Origin of the sequence: Haloarchaeobius salinus, assembly GCF_024464185.1 — an archaeon.
Classification (GTDB): domain Archaea; phylum Halobacteriota; class Halobacteria; order Halobacteriales; family Natrialbaceae; genus Haloarchaeobius; species Haloarchaeobius salinus.
Window position 1 is genome coordinate 1 of the sequence record NZ_JANHAU010000001.1, and the last position, 19,265, is coordinate 19,265.

The 19,265-nt window shown below is 67.7% G+C and carries 13 protein-coding genes, 1 tRNA gene and 1 rRNA gene; 4 read left to right on the forward strand and 11 right to left on the reverse strand.

The window, feature by feature from the left end; all coding sequences use genetic code 11:
* Positions 1-262: 262 nt before the first annotated feature.
* The 3 genes from NO345_RS00005 to NO345_RS00015 all read right to left on the reverse strand — a co-directional run bounded on the left by NO345_RS00005 (position 263) and on the right by NO345_RS00015 (position 3,063).
* Positions 263-334 (reverse strand) — tRNA-Ala (locus NO345_RS00005).
* A gap of 118 nt (positions 335-452) precedes the next feature.
* Positions 453-1,924 (reverse strand): 16S ribosomal RNA (locus NO345_RS00010).
* An 833-nt stretch (positions 1,925-2,757) separates the two neighbouring features.
* On the reverse strand, positions 2,758-3,063 hold the full coding sequence (locus NO345_RS00015; protein WP_256295679.1) for a non-histone chromosomal MC1 family protein: 306 nt from the start codon (positions 3,061-3,063) through the stop codon (positions 2,758-2,760).
* A gap of 238 nt (positions 3,064-3,301) precedes the next feature.
* Here NO345_RS00015 and NO345_RS00020 point away from each other — a divergent pair, with 238 nt between their 5' ends.
* Positions 3,302-3,499, forward strand: coding sequence for a hypothetical protein (locus NO345_RS00020; RefSeq protein ID WP_089730978.1), 198 nt, complete (start codon positions 3,302-3,304; stop codon positions 3,497-3,499).
* 63 nt (positions 3,500-3,562) lie between these two features.
* Positions 3,563-4,618 carry a quinone-dependent dihydroorotate dehydrogenase gene (locus NO345_RS00025; RefSeq protein ID WP_256295680.1) on the forward strand — a complete coding sequence of 352 codons (1,056 nt, stop codon included), beginning with the start codon at positions 3,563-3,565 and terminating at the stop codon, positions 4,616-4,618.
* A 341-nt stretch (positions 4,619-4,959) separates the two neighbouring features.
* Here NO345_RS00025 and pheT read toward each other — a convergent pair whose 3' ends face one another.
* The 5 genes from pheT to NO345_RS00050 all read right to left on the reverse strand — a co-directional run bounded on the left by pheT (position 4,960) and on the right by NO345_RS00050 (position 12,362).
* The gene (pheT, locus tag NO345_RS00030) at positions 4,960-6,723 is read right to left on the reverse strand and encodes a phenylalanine--tRNA ligase subunit beta (RefSeq protein WP_256295681.1); all 1,764 of its coding nucleotides are present in this window, start codon (positions 6,721-6,723) and stop codon (positions 4,960-4,962) included.
* Positions 6,723-8,237 (reverse strand): phenylalanine--tRNA ligase subunit alpha, encoded by a 1,515-nt coding sequence (pheS, locus tag NO345_RS00035; RefSeq protein WP_256295682.1) that lies wholly within the window; start codon positions 8,235-8,237, stop codon positions 6,723-6,725. Before pheS ends, pheT begins: the two co-directional genes overlap by 1 nt.
* 646 nt (positions 8,238-8,883) lie before the next feature.
* The gene (locus tag NO345_RS00040; RefSeq protein WP_256295683.1) at positions 8,884-10,014 is read right to left on the reverse strand and encodes an ORC1-type DNA replication protein; all 1,131 of its coding nucleotides are present in this window, start codon (positions 10,012-10,014) and stop codon (positions 8,884-8,886) included.
* A 98-nt stretch (positions 10,015-10,112) separates the two neighbouring features.
* Complete coding sequence (locus NO345_RS00045) at positions 10,113-10,274, reverse strand: DUF1059 domain-containing protein (protein ID WP_256295684.1); 162 nt, start codon at positions 10,272-10,274, stop codon at positions 10,113-10,115.
* Positions 10,275-10,388: 114 nt separating this feature from the next.
* Positions 10,389-12,362 (reverse strand): MutS-related protein, encoded by a 1,974-nt coding sequence (locus tag NO345_RS00050; RefSeq protein WP_256295685.1) that lies wholly within the window; start codon positions 12,360-12,362, stop codon positions 10,389-10,391.
* Between the two features lie 95 nt (positions 12,363-12,457).
* Here NO345_RS00050 and NO345_RS00055 point away from each other — a divergent pair, with 95 nt between their 5' ends.
* Together NO345_RS00055 and NO345_RS00060 are read left to right on the forward strand one after the other, a co-directional pair.
* A complete protein-coding gene (locus NO345_RS00055; protein ID WP_256295686.1) occupies positions 12,458-13,009 on the forward strand; it encodes an HD domain-containing protein in 552 nt (183 codons plus the stop codon).
* Between the two features lie 66 nt (positions 13,010-13,075).
* Complete coding sequence (locus NO345_RS00060) at positions 13,076-14,161, forward strand: phosphotransferase family protein (RefSeq protein WP_256295687.1); 1,086 nt, start codon at positions 13,076-13,078, stop codon at positions 14,159-14,161.
* Positions 14,162-14,181: 20 nt separating this feature from the next.
* On the opposite strand, the gene NO345_RS00065 is transcribed toward NO345_RS00060, so the two are convergent.
* The 3 genes from NO345_RS00065 to tatC all read right to left on the reverse strand — a co-directional run bounded on the left by NO345_RS00065 (position 14,182) and on the right by tatC (position 19,187).
* A complete protein-coding gene (locus NO345_RS00065; RefSeq protein ID WP_256295688.1) occupies positions 14,182-16,743 on the reverse strand; it encodes a DUF2298 domain-containing protein in 2,562 nt (853 codons plus the stop codon).
* Between the two features lie 63 nt (positions 16,744-16,806).
* The gene (locus NO345_RS00070) at positions 16,807-17,442 is read right to left on the reverse strand and encodes a histidine phosphatase family protein (protein WP_256295689.1); all 636 of its coding nucleotides are present in this window, start codon (positions 17,440-17,442) and stop codon (positions 16,807-16,809) included.
* A gap of 53 nt (positions 17,443-17,495) precedes the next feature.
* Positions 17,496-19,187, reverse strand: a complete 1,692-nt coding sequence (gene tatC, locus NO345_RS00075) for a twin-arginine translocase subunit TatC (RefSeq protein ID WP_256295690.1) — start codon at positions 19,185-19,187, stop codon at positions 17,496-17,498.
* Between the last annotated feature and the right edge of the window lie 78 nt (positions 19,188-19,265).

The window sequence follows — 19,265 nt, forward strand, 5'->3', positions numbered from 1 at the left end:
TCCTTCGTCGGCTCTTGAGCCGAGCTATCCATCAGGTGGCAGAGTAGCCACGTTATATGGGACGTTCACTGTGACCCGGAATGGTCCAGTGGACGCCTGGATTGCGCGTACACACGGTGTCATAACGTGACCCAGGAGTGTAAGCTGGGTTACGTTCGACCCTTCCCACCCGCGCTTGCACGGGGTGGTGCATCGGTTCGTTGTCCGGATTGTCGTATCGGTCTCCCACACTTAAGGGGAGCGATTCGCAACCCGGACGACATGGACCCACTGGGATTCGAACCCAGGGCATCCTCCTTGCAAAGGAGGCACTCTACCACTGAGCTATGGGCCCACCCCCTCTCGGGGGTCTGCGTTAGCCTTGGTAGTTCAAAGGTGCTCGATCGGGCAGGACGACGGCTCGGGACTCGGACGCCAAAGGTGGGCCAGACGTATCGTCTGGTCCCGATCTGTGGAGGTGATCCAGCCGCAGATTCCCCTACGGCTACCTTGTTACGACTTAAGCCCCCTTGCGAAGCCCAGATTCGACCCGTTGCCGGGCCTCATCCGGACCTCACTCGGGTGCTTTGACGGGCGGTGTGTGCAAGGAGCAGGGACGTATTCACCGCCTCCTTCTGAGAGGCGATTACTACCGAATCCAGCTTCATGTGGGCGAGTTTCAGCCCACAATCCGAACTACGACCGAGTTTCGGAGATTAGCGCCCCCTCTCGGGGTTGCATCCCACTGTCTCGGCCATTGTAGCCCGCGTGTAGCCCAGCTCATTCGGGGCATACTGACCTACCGTTGCCCGTTCCTTCCTCCAGTTTAGCACTGGCAGTCCTCCTAATGTACCCATCAGGCCGAAGGCCTATGCTGGCAATTAGGAGTGCGGGTCTCGCTCGTTGCCTGACTTAACAGGACGCCTCACGGTACGAGCTGACGGCGGCCATGCACCTCCTCTCAATGGCTCAAGTAAGCTCATCACACTGACTGTCACTGCACATTGTCGGAGCTGGTGAGATGTCCGGCGTTGAGTCCAATTAAACCGCAGGCTCCTCCGGTTGTAGTGCTCCCCCGCCAATTCCTTTAAGTTTCATCCTTGCGGACGTACTTCCCAGGCGGCTCACTTCACGGCTTCCCTACGGCACAGCACTGGCTCGTAGCCAGTGCCACACCTAGTGAGCATCGTTTACAGCTGGGACTACCCGGGTATCTAATCCGGTTCGTGACCCCAGCTTTCGTCCCTCACTGTCGGATCCGTCTTCCTGAGGCGCTTTCGCCACCGGTGGTCCGTCCAGGATTACGGGATTTCACTCCTACCCCAGACGTACCCCTCAGGTCTTCCGGTCCCAAGCCGATTGGTTTCCGCCGGACGCCTGCTCGTTGAGCGAGCAGATTTCCCGACGGACCCTCTCGGCCAGCTACGGACGCTTTAGGCCCAATAATATCGGTCATCACTCGAGCTGCCGGTGTTACCGCGGCGGCTGGCACCGGTCTTGCCCAGCTCTTATTCCTGTACCACCCTACGGTACAGAAAAGCGAGGGCTCTATGCCCTCGCACTTGGAGTTCCCTTATCGCACTGTCGTGCAGTGTAAAGTTTTCGCGCCTGCTGCGCCCCGTAGGGCCCGGAATCTTGTCTCAGATTCCGTCTCCGGGCTCTTGCTCTCACAACCCGTACCGATTATTGGCACGGTGGGCCGTTACCCCACCGTCTACCTAATCGGCCGCAGCCACATCCTATGGCGCCGTAGCGTTTCGAGCTCAACCCAGTTCCAGGGAGAGAGCCGTATGGACTATTAGCCTCAGTTTCCCGAGGTTATGGTCCTCCATAGGGTAGTTTGGCCACGTGTTACTGAGCTATCTGCCACGAGTGTGAACTCGTGCGACTAGCATGGCTAAATCGAACTCCAATAGCAATGACCTCCGGCAGGATCAACCGGAATGCTCCCGAGCGTAAGCTCGGGGGGCTTGGCGGGTACACCGTGTGAACGGTGTATCCATATCACATTGCGTGGTCCGAGTCCGGTGAGCCAATCGGCATGGCCGATCGAGCGTCACCGAACTACCAAGGCTAACATCAGATTCCATCGTGTACGGCGGACCGCAGGGGTGGAATCCTCATTTCCTTACGGACCTGAACGTTGTCGAGAAGCCCTATTAAACCCATCGGAGTCGTTCTCCGAGGACGGCCCCTCGAACGTTGGTCCGTGACTGGGACACGAGTTGAACGTGTCCCAAATCGCGTCGTCTTTCGCGTTCGTATCCGAATGCCCTGTAACGTATAAGGGCGTCGGTTCGTGCCAACGCCGACGACGATGTCGGCGGGCGGTTGCATTAGTATCGGAGACCTCGTGTAGTACATAAGGCCTTCGAACCGAGGCGAACCGTCGCCCGGAGAGCACCGGAGACGTTCCTGCCTCCGAGCCGGATCGCGGCCGGAGGGAGTGGCGCGTCGCGCCACGTCGTTTGCATTCTATCGAAGCGGGATGACACACTTAAGGCCGTCGAACCGCCGGCAGAGTGTGAACCACATGACGTGAGACTGCTTGTCGTACTCGTTGCGCGTCGCAGAACGATGTCGCGCGGGCGGAGGCCGACCGGTCATCCCTCGCGTGTGCGTCCGGTCTGGTCGGGATAGAACCGCGCACCTTCCACTCGACGCTCCGCTCACAAACGCCTTTCGAGCCTGCGGACTACTCGCTCACGATACGGACCAAATAGGATGTATTTGTTTCACACGTGCGGACGCACGTGTGAGTGAGGAAAGCGCGTCTGCTCAGTCCTCGAGGTGCTCGATACCCTTCTTCGAGACGTTCGCCTCCGTGATCTCCTCGGGCATCCAGTCGGGTTTGTCGTCGGGCGCGGTCTCGTTCCAGGCCCAGCCGTCGTAGATGTGTACCTTGTCGGTCCCTTTCTCGCGGAGCCGGATCTCGGTGCGATCCGCGTCGCCCTCGCTCGATGCGGGGTCGAGTCGGCGGGCGGCCTTCAGTGCGGCCTGCCGTGGGGTGTTGCCTGAGAAGACGCTCTCCTCACCACTGTCCTCGCGCAGCGCGAAGTTTCGCTTACCATCTTCACGTACCATGATTGTCCCTCCATGCTCATTGAGCGCATGCCCCACCATAAATATATCCCAAAAAACGGGGGACGGCGACGATGTGTTTATATATAGCCCCCCGTTCGGGGGTCCATTCTGTCGCCCGAAGGCCCGATTTCCGCCGGTTTCACCCCGCCCAAACTCTCGCCCGCGGCGCTCTCGCCCGTCGAGACGTAGAAAACACTTAAGTATATCCTATGGCGAACACACGAGATAGACTACCGCGATGGTACGGAAAAAGAAGTTGAGTCCGAGTGGTGCCAAAGACGAGAACGGCGAATACCACAACGTCCACATCAACCTCCACGAAGACGAGCTCGCAGTCGCGGGCATGGACATCGGCGACGAGGTGTTCGTTCGCGTGCGCGAGGACAAGATAATCATCCAGAAGGCGGACCAAGACGAAGTCGAACACGAGTTCTAACGCCGTACCATCCCCCACGGCTGTTTCGAGAGATTTACCCGCAGCCGCGCCGCTTCCCGACATATGGACGCGTACGACGTCGCGAGACCGTTGCTGTTTCGTCTGGACGCCGAGACCGCCCACCGGACCGTCCACCGGGGGCTGTCCGCCGTTCAGGGGACGCCGCTAGAGCGTCTCCTCGCACGTCGCTACACCGTCGCAGACGACAGGCTCGCGGTCGACGCCTTCGGCCAGTCGTTCCCGAACCCGGTCGGCGTCGCCGCGGGCTTCGACAAGAACGCGGAGGTCCCGCGCGCGGTGGCCGCGCTGGGCTTCGGCCACGTCGAGGTCGGCGGCGTCACCGCCGAGGCCCAGCCCGGGAACCCGCGCCCGCGCCTGTTCCGCCTGCCGAGCGACCGCGCGATCATCAACCGCATGGGGCTGAACAACCAGGGTGCGGACCGCGTCGGCCGCCGCCTCCGCGAGTCCGATCTCCCGGACGTCCCCGTCGGCGTCAACCTCGCGAAGTCCGAGCACACGCCCACGGAGGAGGCACCCGCGGACTACCGCTACACCTACGAGCGCGTCGGTGACGCCGCGGACTTCTGTGTCGTCAACGTCTCCTGCCCGAACTCGGAGGGCTTCCGCGACCTCCAGAACCGCGACGAGATGGCCGCCATTCTCGGCGAACTCGTCGACGCCGGCGCGGACCCCCTCCTCGTGAAGCTCTCGCCGGACCTGCCCGAGCCCGCCGTCGAGACCGCGCTCGACCTCGTCGAGGAGTTCGGCCTCGACGGCGTCGTCGCCGCGAACACCACGACAGAGCGCCCTGACTCGCTCACACACCCGAACGCGAGCGAGACGGGCGGGCTCTCCGGTGCTCCCATCGAGGCGGACGCCACCGAGATGGTCCGCTTCGTCGCCGAGCGCGTGGACGTCCCCGTCGTCGGCGTCGGCGGCGTCGCCTCGGCCGAGGACGCCTACCGGAAGATCCGCGCCGGTGCCTCCCTCGTCCAACTCTACACCGCACTGGTCTACGAGGGGCCGGGCCTCGCCCGCGACATCAACGAGGGCCTGCTCGCCCTGCTCGAACGCGACGGCTTCGACTCCGTCGAGGACGCCGTCGGTGCTGACCTCTAAACTAGCTTGCGTCGATTTCTGAGTTATCCACGTGGCGCGCGACTGGCGAGACTGCGCGAGCGGTGCGCGGTTCGGAGTGAGCGCGAGCGAGCGAGAACCGCGACTGCGAACGGGGAGCCTGCGACCGAGCGAATCGGCTGGGGAGGCACGAGGTGCGGTTCGTCGCTGTCGGGTGTCCCCGTGAGCGAGCGAGCGGAAGCCAGCGAGACGACGGAGGAGTCTCGCGCGGTCCCGGGAGTCGAGCGAGCAGGGGCGTTCTGGCTGTCGTCGTCACCAGCCGTTCCCACAACCGAAACCAGACCATCGAACCAAACGACAGAAAACCCGACAAGAGATACGAGTTAGTTCAGCGCGTCGAGTTCGAACTCGAACGCGACGACGGGCAGTTCGAGGTCGTGTTCGACCAGCACTGCCGGATGGAGCTCCCCGACGACACCGACTTCCTCACCATCTATCACGACCGACGCCGTCCGGCCGTCGATGAACGAGGGATGGTCAGTCGGCGGTGTTGCCAGCGTCACATCGAAGTCACGCGCGAGCGACTGCAGCACGGCCTTGGCGTCCTCGTAGGAGGCGTCGTGGCGGGCGAGCGCGCCGGCGACGGTGTGGCGCTCGGCGACGTAGGTGTCCTCGCCCGCGTCGTACTCGGCGGCGAAGCCGACCTCGGCGATGTCCTGCGGATACGAGCGGTGGGTGTTGTTCTCCAGCACCATCGCGAGCGACGGGAGCGCCCACGAGCGGACCATCGTGTAGTCCTCGCTGTAGGGTTCGGTGATGGTGACGGGCTCGCCCGCGCCGACGCAGTCGTGCTCGTCGGGGTGGACGCGCATCCGCTCGTAGTTCTCTTCCTCGTTGGTCATGTGGAAGTTGAGCAGGTCGGTGAAGCCGAGGCCGACGAGCTGGTCGCGCACGGCGTCCTCCAGGTTGGAGCGGTCGTGGCGGCCGCCGACGGTGCCGACCTCGGGGTACTGGGGCTCCAGCTCGTTGAAGCCGTACGCGCGGCCCACGTCGTCGACGAGGTCGAGCGGGTGGAGCACGTCGACGCGGTACGGCGGGACGTCGACCGCGTAGGCGAGGGTCCCGTTGTCGGTTTCGTCCGTCGTCGCGTCGAGCCCCGAACGTTCGAGCAGGTCGACGACCTCGTCGGGGTCGAGGTTGACGCCGAGCAGTCCCTCGATGCGGTCGTGCGTGACGTGCTTCTCGCTGGTCGAGAGGTCCGGACGCACGAGGTCGACGCCGGGGTCGACGCGCTCGATGCTGTCGTCGCTGTAGACGGGGTCGTCGGGGTAGTCGACGGTGACCTCCTCGACGGTCGCGCCGCGGGCGTCGAGCGCGTAGCAGACGATGTTCAGCATCTTGTCGATGGTCCACTGGTCGGTGCCGGTCATCTCGACGAACAGGTCCCGCGAGTCGGTGCTGACCTCGGTCCGGCGGCCGTTGATGACCGGCGGGAACGAGAACAGCCCGATGTCGTCGTAGATGGCGGGGTAGCGTCCGTAGTCGGCGACGATGTCGGCGTACTCCCGCCCGGTCTGGTGCTCGGTCAGCACCTCGCCCGGGGTGAGCTCGCGGTCGCTGTCGAGCGGAACGAACGTGTCCCCGTCGGGCTCGACGCCGACGTACTGGATGCTGTTGCCGCCCTCGTCGCTGGCGAGCTTCCCCTTCAGCATCGTCAGGTCGTGGATACCGATGGCTCCCTTGACGCGCTTGCGCCCCATCGTCGCGTGGAGCTTCTCCTGCAGCTGGATGAGCGAGTCGAGCGCGGCGTCGTCGAGGCTCACGTTCCGGACGACCGCGCCGGTGACGAACGGCCGCTCGTCGGGCACCGACGAATCCACCTCGATGGTCCAGTCGGCGTCGTTCGTGTTCGGGACGTAGACGCCGCGGTCGTCGCCGTACTGGTAGCGCAGGCTGCGCGCGACGCCCTCGACGGAGAGCCGGTCGAGCCGGTCCGGTGCGAACTCGAGTTGGAACTCGCCGTCCTCGGTCTCGCCCTCGAACTCGAGCCCGAGGCCGAACAGGTCCCGCTTCAGCTCGTCGTCGTCCTTCTCGTCGTGGCCGGTGAGCCGGCGCAGCGCGTCGGGGTCGACGTCGACGACGGGCATCAGTGCACCACCTCCTCGGAACGCAGGAAGTCGAGGTCGACGAGCGTCCCGTGCACGTCGCGGATGTCCTCGAAGCCGTGGGTGAGCATCAGCAGGCGCTCCAGCGCGAGCCCCCAGGCCATCACGTCGCAGTCGACGCCGAGCGGGCGGAGCACCTCCTCGCGGAAGATGCCCGAGTTCCCGATCTCGACGATCTCGCCCGTCTCGGGGTGCTCGCCGAACAGCTCGAAGCTCGGCTCCGTGTACGGGTTGTAGTGGGGCTTGAACTCCAGGTCGGTGATGCCGAACTGCTCGTAGAACTCCGTGAACGTGCCCATCAGGTCCCGAACGGAGAGATCCTCGGCCATCACCCAGCCCTCGATCTGGAAGAACTCCAGCAGGTGGGTCGCGTCGAGCGTGTCGTTCCGGTACACCTTCTCCACCGAGAAGTACCGCTGCGGCGGCTCCAGCTCGCCCTGGGCGTGGCCCGACAGGTAGCGCATCGACAGCGAGGTGGTGTGTCCCCGCAGGTCCACGCCGCGGGCGACGTCCTCGGTCCACGGCGAGTGGTAGCCGTCGCCGTCCTCGCCGACGCCGTTCCGGTGGGCGTCCTCGACCCGCGCGACGAGGTCCTCGGGGAGGTCCTGCATCGGCGGCACGTCCAGGGCGAACTGGTCCCAGTGCGTCCGGGCCGGGTGGTCCTGGGGCATGAACAGGCAGTCGTTGATCCAGAACTCCGCGTCGGCGTGCGGGCCCTCCATCTCCGAAAAGCCCATCCCGACGAGGGTGTCCTTCACGCGGTCCGCGGTCTGGCGCAGGATGTGCTTCTTGCCGCCGTAGCGCGTCTCCGCGTCGGCCTCGACGTTGTACTCGGCGAACTCGACGTCCTGCCACTCGCCGCTGGTGAGCAGTTCGGGCGTGAGCTGGCCGACCGTCTCGGCCGCCTCGACGCCCTCCATCAGCGCCGTCACGCCCTCGTCGGTCAGCGTGACCAGGCGTTCCGTCGACTCCGAGACGGTGACGAGGTCGCGGCTCACCAGCTGCTCGCGCACCGATGCCTCGATATCGTCGGCGTCCACGCGCCCGTCGGCGAGCGCGGCCAGCACCGTCGCCTCCGCGTCCGCGTCGGGGTCGGCGTCCGGGTCGGCGGTCAGCTCGCCCGACTCGATGGCTCCGTACCCCTTCCGGGCGTAGTTCGCCAGCGCGATGTCGACCGCGCCGCCCTCGAGCCCCGAGGCCCCGATGACCTGCCCCATCGAGACCGACCCGTCGCCGGCCCCGGCCTCGACCGCGGCCCGGTACAGCCGGACCTCCGGCAGGCCCGACTCGACGTACGCCTCGCCCTCGTCGGTGAGTGCGACTCGCTCCTCGGTTCGCTCCTCGACCGTGAGGAGGCCTCTATCCTCCAGCTCGAACACCGCGCCGACGACCGTCTCGGGTTTCGCCCCGAGCTCGTCGGCCAGCGCGGACACCGACCTCGCGTCGGTGGCGCTCGCGGCTTCGAGCACCGAAACCTGTGTCCCTGGTAGTTGCATTGGTGGTGGATGCTCGCGTCTTGCAGTTAGCTATTCCGGACGAGCGCGCGATTTCGTCGGCCGTCGGCGAGTTGTTAGCCGATTGCCGAGTCCGCCGCGCTCACGCCGACGCAAAAAAGCCGAACCCCAGGGTGTCGCGACGACCGCGCTTGCCTGCGATACCTCGATGGCGGGATTCGGCTGCCATGGGAGTTCGTTTCTGTTAGTCGGGCAAAAGCCTTCGGTCAGCGTGTGAGTCCGTGTATGTGGGCCGTTCGTCGGACAGGGGTTGGACTCTCTGATTCCGGCAACAGCCAGAAAGCCCCGTCAGGCTACGCTCCCAGGACTCGCTGCGCTCCTCATTCTTGCGGTGCTTGCGTCGTCCGGGTCCGCGTAGCCTGCCGCCCCTTTCAATCCCGCCCGCACCGCGACCGCCCTCCATCCTCCCCAGCCTCCTGCGGTGCTCGCTGGCGCTGTGCTCCTCGTCCCTCGCACGAGCGTCTGCTCGCGGTCTCGCTTCGCTCGACACGCTCGCCAGACCGCGCGCCACCCGGTTGGTCGGTCGTCGATGGCGACCGTGGGTTTACAATATTTGTAAACCTTTTCAGGTCACAGACAGCGCTGGCTACCGAACGCACCGACAAACCAGAAACACGGAAAACCGGACCTACAGCCGGTCGAGCACGGCTTCCCGGTCGTACTCGAGCGTCAGCTCCCGCGACCGGCCGCGACCCTCGACCTCGGCGTACTCCGTCTCGACGATGCCGAGGTCGTCGAGCTTGTTGACGATCTCCGAGTACCGCGTGTAGCCGAGCCCGGTGCGCTCGTGGAACGTCTCGTACACGTCGCCGGCGCGTTCGCCCTCGCACTCGGCGATGACCTCGACGAGGGCGAGCTCGGACTCGCTCAGGCCCTCCAGCGAGCGCCGGAGGTGGACGTACTTCGACTTCTCGTAGGCGGCTTTGACGTCCTGCTCCTCGACCGTGCGGGCGGCGCGCATCTCGGCGTGGAGGCCGGCCCGTCGGAGCAGGTCGATGCCGACGCGGAGATCGCCCGTCTCGGCGGTGAACTCGGCGACGAGGTCGAGTATCGGTGCCGGGATCACGTCGTCCTGGAAGCCGCGTTTGACGCGCTCGCGGAGGATCTCGACGATTTCGCCCTCGTCGTACGGCGGGAAGTAGATGTCCTCGGGGCGGAAGACGGACTGCACGCGGGAGTCCAGTTCGTCCATCACGTCGAGGTTCGGGTCCGACGAGATGACGATGACGCCGATGCGCGCGCCGGAGTGCTCCTCGTGGGCCCGGAGCAGCGAGTACAGCGTGTCGGAGGCCTCGCTCTCGTAGAACAGGTAGTTCACGTCGTCGAGCGCGACGACGAGCACCTCGTCCTCGTCGACGAGACGCTCGGTCACCTGCGAGAACAGCTTCTTGAACGAGATGCCCGACGCGGGCGGCTCGTAGTCGAACATCCCCTCGAACAGCCGGGAGAACACCGAGTAGCGCGTCGCGTTCATCTGGCAGTTCACCCGGACGGTGCGCACGTCGCTGGTCTCGGCCTGGAGCTCCGAGAAGAGCTTCTGGACGGCCGTGGTCTTCCCGGTGCCGGGCGGCCCACGGACGACGGCGTTGAGGGGCCGGGACCCCCGGACTGCGGGACGGAGGACGTACTGCAGGCTCTGGGTCTGGGTCTCGCGGTGTTTGAACGTCTCGGGGACGTAGTCGATCTCGAACACCCGCTCGTTGCGGAAGACCGACTCGTCCCAGCCCAACATTCCCTCGTCTGGAGGGTCCTCAGCCATCACTTTCACCACGCTACGCCGAGTACTTAGTCCTTCGGCAGACTCGCGTCAGACGCACGAATTCGGCCGCGGCGGCTGACGTGGGGTCGTCGCCGTCGTCAGTGCATCTCCGTCATGTTGCTCTTGATATCGCCCTCGTTCATCGACATCCCGTGGACGTTCTGGGCGTGCTCCCTGACCATCGAGACGATCTCGCCCTCGTCCTCGGAGCGTACTTCGAACGAACAGTCCGCCAGGCTACATTCGAATGCTTTCACCATGGACGGGAGGACGCGAGCCCGGCCCTTGGACATGTACCACCTAGCCGACCGGTAACGCGCGGTGACTCGGTGCGGGAGCCATAAGCCGGCGTTACCATCGTCACCGTGGCTCCCTTACTCGAACTTCTCCAGCAGCCGGTCGTAGAACGCGGCATCGGACTCGCCGGCGAGCTTCTCGACGATGAGCTCGGGCGTCGAGCGCGCGAGGTGGTCCTTCACGGGCGAGCGGTTCACGACGAGCTCGCCGTCGACCAGCCCGACGGCCTCGATGCCGTCGACGGTCACCTCGAAGTTCGCGGTCTCGCGTATCTCGCCGGCGAGGTGTGAGACGAACACCGCCGACGCGCCGTTCTCCTCGAGCGCCTCGAGGATGCCCGCGATGATCTTCGCCGACGCACCGGGCTCGGTGATGGACTCCAGCTCGTCGACGAGCACCAGCGAGTCCGCGCCGCCGCCGGCCACGTCGGCGAACTCCCGTACCGTGGACTCGAACGCGCCCGCATCCAGCGTTCCCTGTGTCTTCGCGTGGTAGTGCAGCGACGAGAACCGCTGGAGCCGCACCGAGTCCGCGGGCACGGGCAGGCCCATCTGCGCGAGGACGACGACGCTCGCCACGAGGTCGAGCGTCGACGTCTTCCCACCCGAGTTGACACCCGAGAGCAGTGCGACGCCGTCGATGCCGTAGTCCACCGGGTCGACCTCGTCGTGGGCCACGTCGAGCAGGAGCGACCGCCCGCCCTCGATGTCGATGCCCGAGCCGTCGAAGGTGGGGAGCGTGCAGTCGTAATCGGCCGCGAAGCGCGCGACCGCGAGCGCCACGTCGAGTTCGAGCGCCGCGCCCACGAGCGCCTCCGCGTCGGGACGTCGGTCCGCGAGCTCGTCGGCAAGCTCGCGCTTCAGCCGCGTCTCGCGGCGCTCCTTCGCCGCGTTCAGGTCCTCGCGAAGCCGCGAGACGACGGCCTCCTCGTGGTCGACGGGGTACGTCGGCTCGTCGCCGAACGCGCGCCGGGCGACCTCGGCCTCGCCCGTGTCGAGGTCGAGGCTCTCGACGAGGTGGTCCCGCGCCGCGTCGACCGCGTCGGCGTACTCGTCGGCGAGCTCCCGCGAGAGCAGCGAGTCGACCCCGGCCCCGCGCTCGACCAGCGAGAGCAGGTCCGCCCCCTCGATGGTCACGTCGCGCTCCTCGATGGCCTCCCGCAGCCGGTCGTTGGCGACGTTCTCGGCCATGCCGACCGCCGCGTCGAGGTCGTCGAGTGCGGTCGCGAGCCGGTCGACCTCCGTGTCGCCCGCGATGCCGCCGTCCTCGGCCAGCCCCGAGAGCCCCCTCTCCAGGTCGTCGAGGTCGCAGGGCGCGTCCAGCCCCGCCGCGCGATGCACCGCGATGGCCGCCCGGATGCGGTCCCGGTTCGTCGCGAAGAACGCCAATGCGCGCTCCGGGACGACCTCCACGGGGGTCGACAGCGCGTTCGGTTCGACCCGCACGTCGCCCTCGACCTCGACGCCGGCGAACGTCTCGTCGAGTGCGACGACCGTCGAGTACCCGCGGGCGAGGTCCGCCAGCCCCCGCGCGTCGTCGACGACCTCGACCGGGAGTTCGGGGATCGCCTCCCGAGCCCGGGCGTACGTCTCGCCGTCGGTCGTCGCCAGACAGCGGTCCCGCACGGACACGTCGTGGGGCTCCCGGAGCGGTTCGACCCCCGCAAGCGCTTCGAGCACGTCGTCGCTCACCTCGCGCTCCATCGCGCGCTCCGTGAACTCCCGTACCTCGTCGATGCGCGAGTGCGCCGCGCTCGGGTAGAACGTCTCCATCCGCTTGGCCCCGTAGTCGGTGACGGTTCGCGCTTTCAACTCGTCGAGCATCGCCCGGTACACCTCGCGGACGCGGTCCGTCGCGAGGAACCCCCCGGGGTCGTCGTGTTCGGTCCGGATGGCCGCCCGCGCGATGCGAGCGGCCCGCCCCTCGGAGACGCCCGGTGCACGCGAGAGCGTCGCCACGTCGCCTGCCCGCAGTGCCGCCTCGGGGTCGTCGAGTTCGGCCAGCGCGTCGGCCGTCTTCGCGCCGACGCCCGGTATCGCCGACAGTTCCATCGCGTTCCCCTATCCGGGGCTAGGCGAAAAAGCTCCCGACCGGTGGGGAGACACCGGGACACAGACGTTTCACCCCTCAGCACGAACCCACACCCATGCACGAGAACACGGTCCGCGAGGCGTTCCCGGAACTCGACGCCATCGCGGACGACGACCTCCGTACCGGCGTCGTCGACGCGTGGGCCACCGCGATGACGGACAACGGAGTGGAGGACCTCGCCGGGGTACCGTGGCTGCCGCCGGTCCAGCGCGACCTCGCTCTCGACGACGAGTCCCTCGTCGACCACGTCCGCGAGGTCACGGCCTGCGCGCTCGCCCTCGCGGAGACGCTCCTCGACCACCGGCAGGTCGACATCTCGCTCGACACCGTCCTCGCGGGAGCGCTCGTCCACGACGTGAGCAAGCTCGCCGAGTTCGACGGGATGGACGCGACCGCGGTGTACGACCTGCTCGGGCACCCCTACTACGGCGTCCACCTCGTCGCGCGGGCCGGGCTGCCGGTCGAACTCGCCCACGTCGCCCTCTCGCACACCCACCGGACGACCGTCGAGCCGGCGACGCTCGAAGCGACCATCGTGGCCCACGCCGACGCCGTCGCGGCGGCGGCCATCCGCTCGCGTGCGACCGACGACCTGCGGACGGTGTGAGACTGCCGTGCCCCGCCCACCCACACCTGCGGGACGGTTTTTGACTCGCCCCTGCTTTCTCGGGACATGACCGAAACCACGCACGACACCGACGCCCTCGAATCCGTCCTCGCGGCCGAACTCGACGCTGACGTCACCGGCGTCGAGACGCTCTCGGACGGGCTCAACCTCGTGCTCGCCGTCTCGACACCGGCACAGGAGTACGTCGTTCGCCGACCGAACAAGCTCCGCGACCGGGCCTACATCAACGCGCTCCACGACGAGTACGGCGTGATGGAACGGCTCCACGACACGCCCCTACCGACGCCGGAGCCGGTGCTGTACTGCGACGACCCGTCGATACTGGACGGCGCGTTCTTCGTCATCCCACGCGTGCCGGGCGAAGTCGTCCCCCTCGGCTCGGACCTGCCCGAACGGTTCCGACATCCGGCGGCGAGACGACAGCTCGCCCACACGCTCGTCGACACCCTCGCAGACGTCCACGCGCTCGACCCCGAGCAGTTCGAGGGCGTGTGCGACAGCCGAACCCCGCGCGAGCAGGTCCAGAACGGCCTCGACCGGCTCGACGAGGCCACGGCGGTGACCGGCCGCGAGTTCGCCCGGCTCCGGGCCCTCGGCGAGTGGCTCATCGGGAACGCGCCCGAAGACCCGGAGACGACGCTCGTCCACGGCGACTTCCGCCCCGGAAACATCCTGTTCGCGGGCGAGGAGACGCCGGAGATAACCAGCGTCCTCGACTGGGAGGCCGCGCTCCTTGGCGACCCCCTGGTCGAGCTCGGCTACCTCCTGCTGCGCTGGGGCGACGCGGACGACCCGACACCGTCGCTCGACGGCATCGTGGAGCGCTACCCCGAGCACGAGCAGACGGTCGCACACCTCCGCGAGCAGAACGAACGCGGGCTCGCGCCGTTCACGACCGACCCCGGAAGCCCGACCCGGCGGGAGCTGGTCGACCGGTACGAGGAGCGGACGGGTCGGACGTTCGAACACGAGCGGTTCTACCGGGTGCAGGCGGCGTTCTCGCTCGCGTCGGTCTGGGTGGATCTGCACCGCTACCGGGTCGAACACGACGAGGACTCCGATTTCGAGCCGTTCATCGACCACATGACGCTGCTCGCGGAGGGCGTCGTCGACGGCGAACGGCCGCTGTAGAAGAGTCGAACGCCCGAGAGTCAGACCGCGACGGTCGCGTTCGCGTCCGTCCCGTTCCAGCGCGCCGACCCCTCGGCCGGCCACTCGTCGTCGGTGCCCGCGAGTTCGTCGTGGTTCACCTCGTAGATGGTCACCTGGTCGTTCTCGAAGGCGACCGAGATGCCGTCGTGGTGGTGGAACTGACGGATGTCACCGCCGTACAGCTCGTTGGCGCGCGGCCCGACGTAGATGTACTGCACGTCGTGCTCGCGGAGCGCGCTGGTCGCGTTCGCCCAGGTGCCGGTGTAGATGTCGTCGACCTGCTCCATCCGATGCAGGTAGGCCTCGCCGCCGCGGTAGTTGACCTGGTGGTCCCAGCCGAGGACGGTCGGGAGCCCGGTCAGCGTCGCCGCCGGCGTTATCCAGTCGTACTCGACGTAGATTCCCTCCGGGTCGTCGGGCACCGGCGTGTCGACGGGTTCGACGATGACGGGGCGGCCCTCCCGGTCGTCGAGCCAGTGGATGGCATCCATCTGGCTGGCCTTCCAGCGCTCGTGGGTGCCGACCCCGTCGATGGTCGCGGGCGCGCCGTCGTCGTAGGGCGCTTTCACCTCGTCGGCGAACGCCAGCGCGACGAACGGCGTGCTGGTGAGGACGACGGCGATGGCGAGGACGGCGACACCGAGGGTGGCGAGCGTCGACCGGGTACGAGAGCCGCCGTCGGTCGCCGTCGTCGTGTCCGCGTGGGTGTGCGGCCCGGCGTCGTCGGTGGGTGCCGACTCGGGGCTGTCGCTGTCCGTGGGCGACTCGCTGGCGAGGACGTCCCACGCCTCCGAGAGCACGAGCGCGGTGATACCGCCGGCACCGGCGGCGGCGAGCGTCCAGCCCTGCACCGCGACCTTCAGCGTGGTGTTCCAGCGCGGCAGGCTGTACGGCGCGACGCGGGCGTGTATCACCTCGAACGAGAGCAGGAGCCCGACGCCCGCGACGACGAGGACGGCCTCGAAGCCCACGCGGTCGGTGCGGACGAGCCACCACATCCCGAGGATGATGGGGCCGACGACCGCGAACACCGCGAAGTCGACGACGTGGACGAGCACCGCGCCGATGGCGAGGAGACCGACCGCGCCGGCCAGCGAGGCCCAGCTCGGGAGCCCCTTCACTTCGGGCCAGCTGCGGTAGACGACGAAGCCGGCGAACAGCGCCATGATGCCGCCGTAGATGACGAGGAACGGCGCGAGCCCGGTTCTGGGTGGCAGGAAGCCGATGCCGTCGTTCGTCGGCACGTTCCCGAAGACGAGGAACGGGGAGGCGAGCGCGACGCCGAGGACGCCGACGAGCGCGGCGAACACGCCCGCGAGGACGACGCGCCATATTTCGGCCCCCAGGCGGCGAGCGAGCGGCGCGTCGCCGGTGGGACCCGGGTCGTAGTGGAGGCGCTCACCGAGCTCGCCGGGCAGCAGCGTCGCCGGGTGTGCGTCCGCGGCGGCCATCGCCAGCCACGCGAGCCCGACCGCGGACGGGAGCGACCAGGTGTTCATGAAGCCGAAGACGCCCGCGATGAGCCCGATACCGCCGTAGACGAGCCCGAGCCGGCGAAGCCGGTGCTCGGCGGGCGTGAGGTAGTACGCCAGCGCGAGCGCGGCGGCGACGAGGATGTAGCCGTTCGCGAGCGCGTGGCCGTGCAGGTCGGACTTGATGAACGAGTAGAGCGGGAACTCCTGGAGCGTACCGGGGACGACGTAGCGGGTGAACCACCAGCCCCAGGGCTCGAGGTGGCCCATCTCCCCTATCGCCGCCCGCATCGCCCCGTCCATCGTGTCGATGCCGTCGTCGCCCATGAAGAACCGGCTGGCGATGAAGCCGAAGGCGGGCTGGCCGTACTCGACGGCGAGGTCGATGGGGAGCGCACCGAACACCAGCCGGACGAACGTCGTGAGCGCGCCCGCGACGGCGACGAAGAACACGCCGAACGTGCCGCCGAGGCGGTACGAGCGGTCGCGCAGCGACGTGACCGTCCCGACCAGCCCGTAGGCGGCGACGACGAGCATCGCGTAGAACGCCGGGATACCGAGGTTGAACGCGTAACGGGCGGGCGTGTCGGTGAGCATCGCCATCATCGCGACCTGCATCTGGGTGCCGTAGTAGTACCGGAGCGGCTCGCCGGCGAACCAGAAGTCCTCGGGCGGGAGCGCACTCGCCCGGAGCAGCGACTTCACCAGCCCGAAGTGGAGGAACTGCTCGCCGCCGACGGGCGTGATGCCGGCGTTGTACGCGCGGAACGTGGTCAGGAACAGGAACCCGAGCGCGAAGACGACGTAGCTGCCGGCGACGCCACGCCAGTCCGGCTCGACGCCACGGTAGACGGCGAGCCCGGAGGCCAGTACGACGACCGCGAGGCTGGCGAACACGGTGAGGGATCCGAACGTCGCCTGACCGAGCCAGAAGACGAGGAGGACGGTCGGGAGCAGTGCGGCGGGAATCGCGAACGCGGCCCCGCGTCGGGGGAACTGGCGGAACACCACCGCTGCCAGGGGGGCACCGACGACGGCGAGGGCGGCGAACACGAGGAGCCACTTCGCGACGATGAACACCTCGAACATACGTACGAACCCACTGCCCATCCGGCGTAAACCTTCTGGAGTCCGCAGTCGGGTAGCCGGGTCCTACTCCCGGTAGCCGGTGTCGCCGTCGCAGACCACGACCGGGCCGTCGTCGGTCAGCCGCACCTCCGACACCGCACAGTTGCCCTGATCGTGCTCCGTGAGTGCGGTGACGAGGTCCTGTCCGCGGAGGTGGCCGAGCAGGACGTACAGCGGGCCGCCGTGGGTGACCACCGCGACCGTCCCACCGTCGGGAACCCCGGCGACGAGCCGGGCCCACGCGTCCAGCACGCGTTCCCGTGCCGCGAGCAGCGACTCGCCCCCCTCGGGTTCGGTCCGTGCCGCCTCGACGCCGACCTTGTGGACCGCGAACTCCGGGTGGCCCTCGAACAGCGCCTCGTAGGAGAGCCCCTGATACACCCCGAAGCTCCGCTCGCGCCAGCCGCGGTCGTAGTCGACCGGACAGTCGACGCACCGGGCCACGTGCCGCGCCGTCTCGCGGGTCCGCCGGAGGTCCGAGGCGACCAGCCGGTCCACGTCGTAGCTGTCGGCGAGGTGGCCCCCCAGCCGTCGGGCCTGCTCGCGCCCCGCGTCGGTCAGCGAGGTCGGGGCCCAGCCCTGGATGCGTCGCTCGCGGTTCCACGTCGTCTCGCCGTGGCGTGCCAGCACCACCGTCGCGTCGTCGGCGACCGACTCCATACTGGATGGTGGTCCGGAGCGGAGAAGTGTGTACCGCCTCCAGTCGGACGGTCTCAGGCGTCGCCGTCGTCGCCCTCGCCGCTCCGCCAGCGTGCAACGAACAGCCCGATCTCGAAGAGGGCGACGAGCCCGACGACCAGCCCGCCGGCCTGGACCTCGGTCAGCGTCACCCGCTCGACGAGTTCGACCGCGCGCGGCTCCGGCGTGCCGAGGTAGCCGACGACGAGGGCACCCAGCCACACCGGGACACGGGCCGCCTGGACGAGGTCCCACACGCGCAGGCTCCCGACGTAGTTCTTGTTCACGAAGGCGGCCAGCTCGAACACGAACACGATGGCGGCCCCGAGCAGCAGCGCCGTGGCGTCACCGAGCCCGAGCGTCGCCAGCGCGTCGGTCACCGCGGGCGGGAGCTCGCCGTAGTAGCCCGTCGGGATGGGCCACGGGCCGAGCGCGTAGCCGACCAGCCCGGCCAGCACGTACACCTTCGGGCGGCTGTCACCGAGCTCCTCGGCCGTCGGCACCGGCGAGGTCTCCCGCGTCCACTTCAGCAGCAGCAGCGTCCCCTCGAACAGCCCGATCATCGACGCCGCGACGATGAAGGGCGCGACACCGGTCGGGTCCGGCGAGAACAGGAACGAGATACCCATGAACGCGCCCCAGAACAGCAGCCGGCGGTCCTGGAGCCACTGCCGGGTCGTGATGCCCATCATGATGGCGAGCATGATGAGCAGCGGGATCTGGAAGACGATGGCCTGGAACGCCATCAGCGTGATGATGAGGTTGAACGTATCGGAGAGCGCGAACGCGATGTTCGCCGAGCCCTCGGTGTAGTAGAGGAAGTACTCGAACAACGCCGGCAGCACGAGGAAGTACGCGAACGCCATCCCCGCGACCGCGAGCACGAGGCTCACCGGGACCGAGGCGAGGTAGTAGCGGCGCTCCTTGGGGTAGAGCCCGGGACGCATGAACAGGTAGGACTCGTAGACGAACAGCGGGAGCGCGACGACGATACCCGCGAGGCTCGCCACCTTGATCTTCGTCAGGATGAACTCGAGCGGCGAGTACAGGTGCGGACGGGTGATCTCCGTGGTCGCCGGGAGCAGGTCGTACCACATCGTCGTGATGATCTGCTCGGACGCCGGGATGGCGAGCGCGCTCGCCGCCGCCGCAGCGAGCAGGACGACCCCGAGCCGGCGGACCATCTCCTCGATGTGGACCGCCAGCGGCAGTTCCTCGTCGTCCGGTGGTCCCCCGAACTCCTCGTCGTCGTCGAACGGGTCGCCCGGGTCGTCTGGCGTCGTCGGGTTCTCGCCGATGGCCTCGCTCGGCCTGGTCGCACCGGCGGCGTGGCCGACCGGCACCGATTCGCCGCCGTCGGCCTCGCTCGGGGGGCCGCCGTCCTGGTCGGCGTCTCCCGCCGGGGCAGGGTCGTGCGGCCCCATGTGGATGTCATCGCCGGTCGCGGGCGACTCGACGGGGACGTCCGCCGGCTCGTCTGGAACGTCCGCCGGCGCTCCGTCGGTCGTGTCGTCGCCCGTCTCGTCCGGGGCGTCGGCCTCGTCGGTCATGGCCTCGACCGCCCGGGCGGCTGCAGCTTCCACCGACTCCCCGGTCGTGTCTCCCGTGGAGTCCTCGGCGTCGTCGTCGACGGGCTCACCGGCGGGGTCGCCACCGGGGAGGTCCGGCTCGCGTGGCGGCTGCTCGTCGTCCTTCGAGAGCCCCGAGTCGTCCGGATCCTCCGGCATCTACCAGAGGTAGAAGCCGCGCGCGTTATAGACCTTTTCTTACCCCCGGCGGGGACTCGGAGAAGAAGATTGATGTGA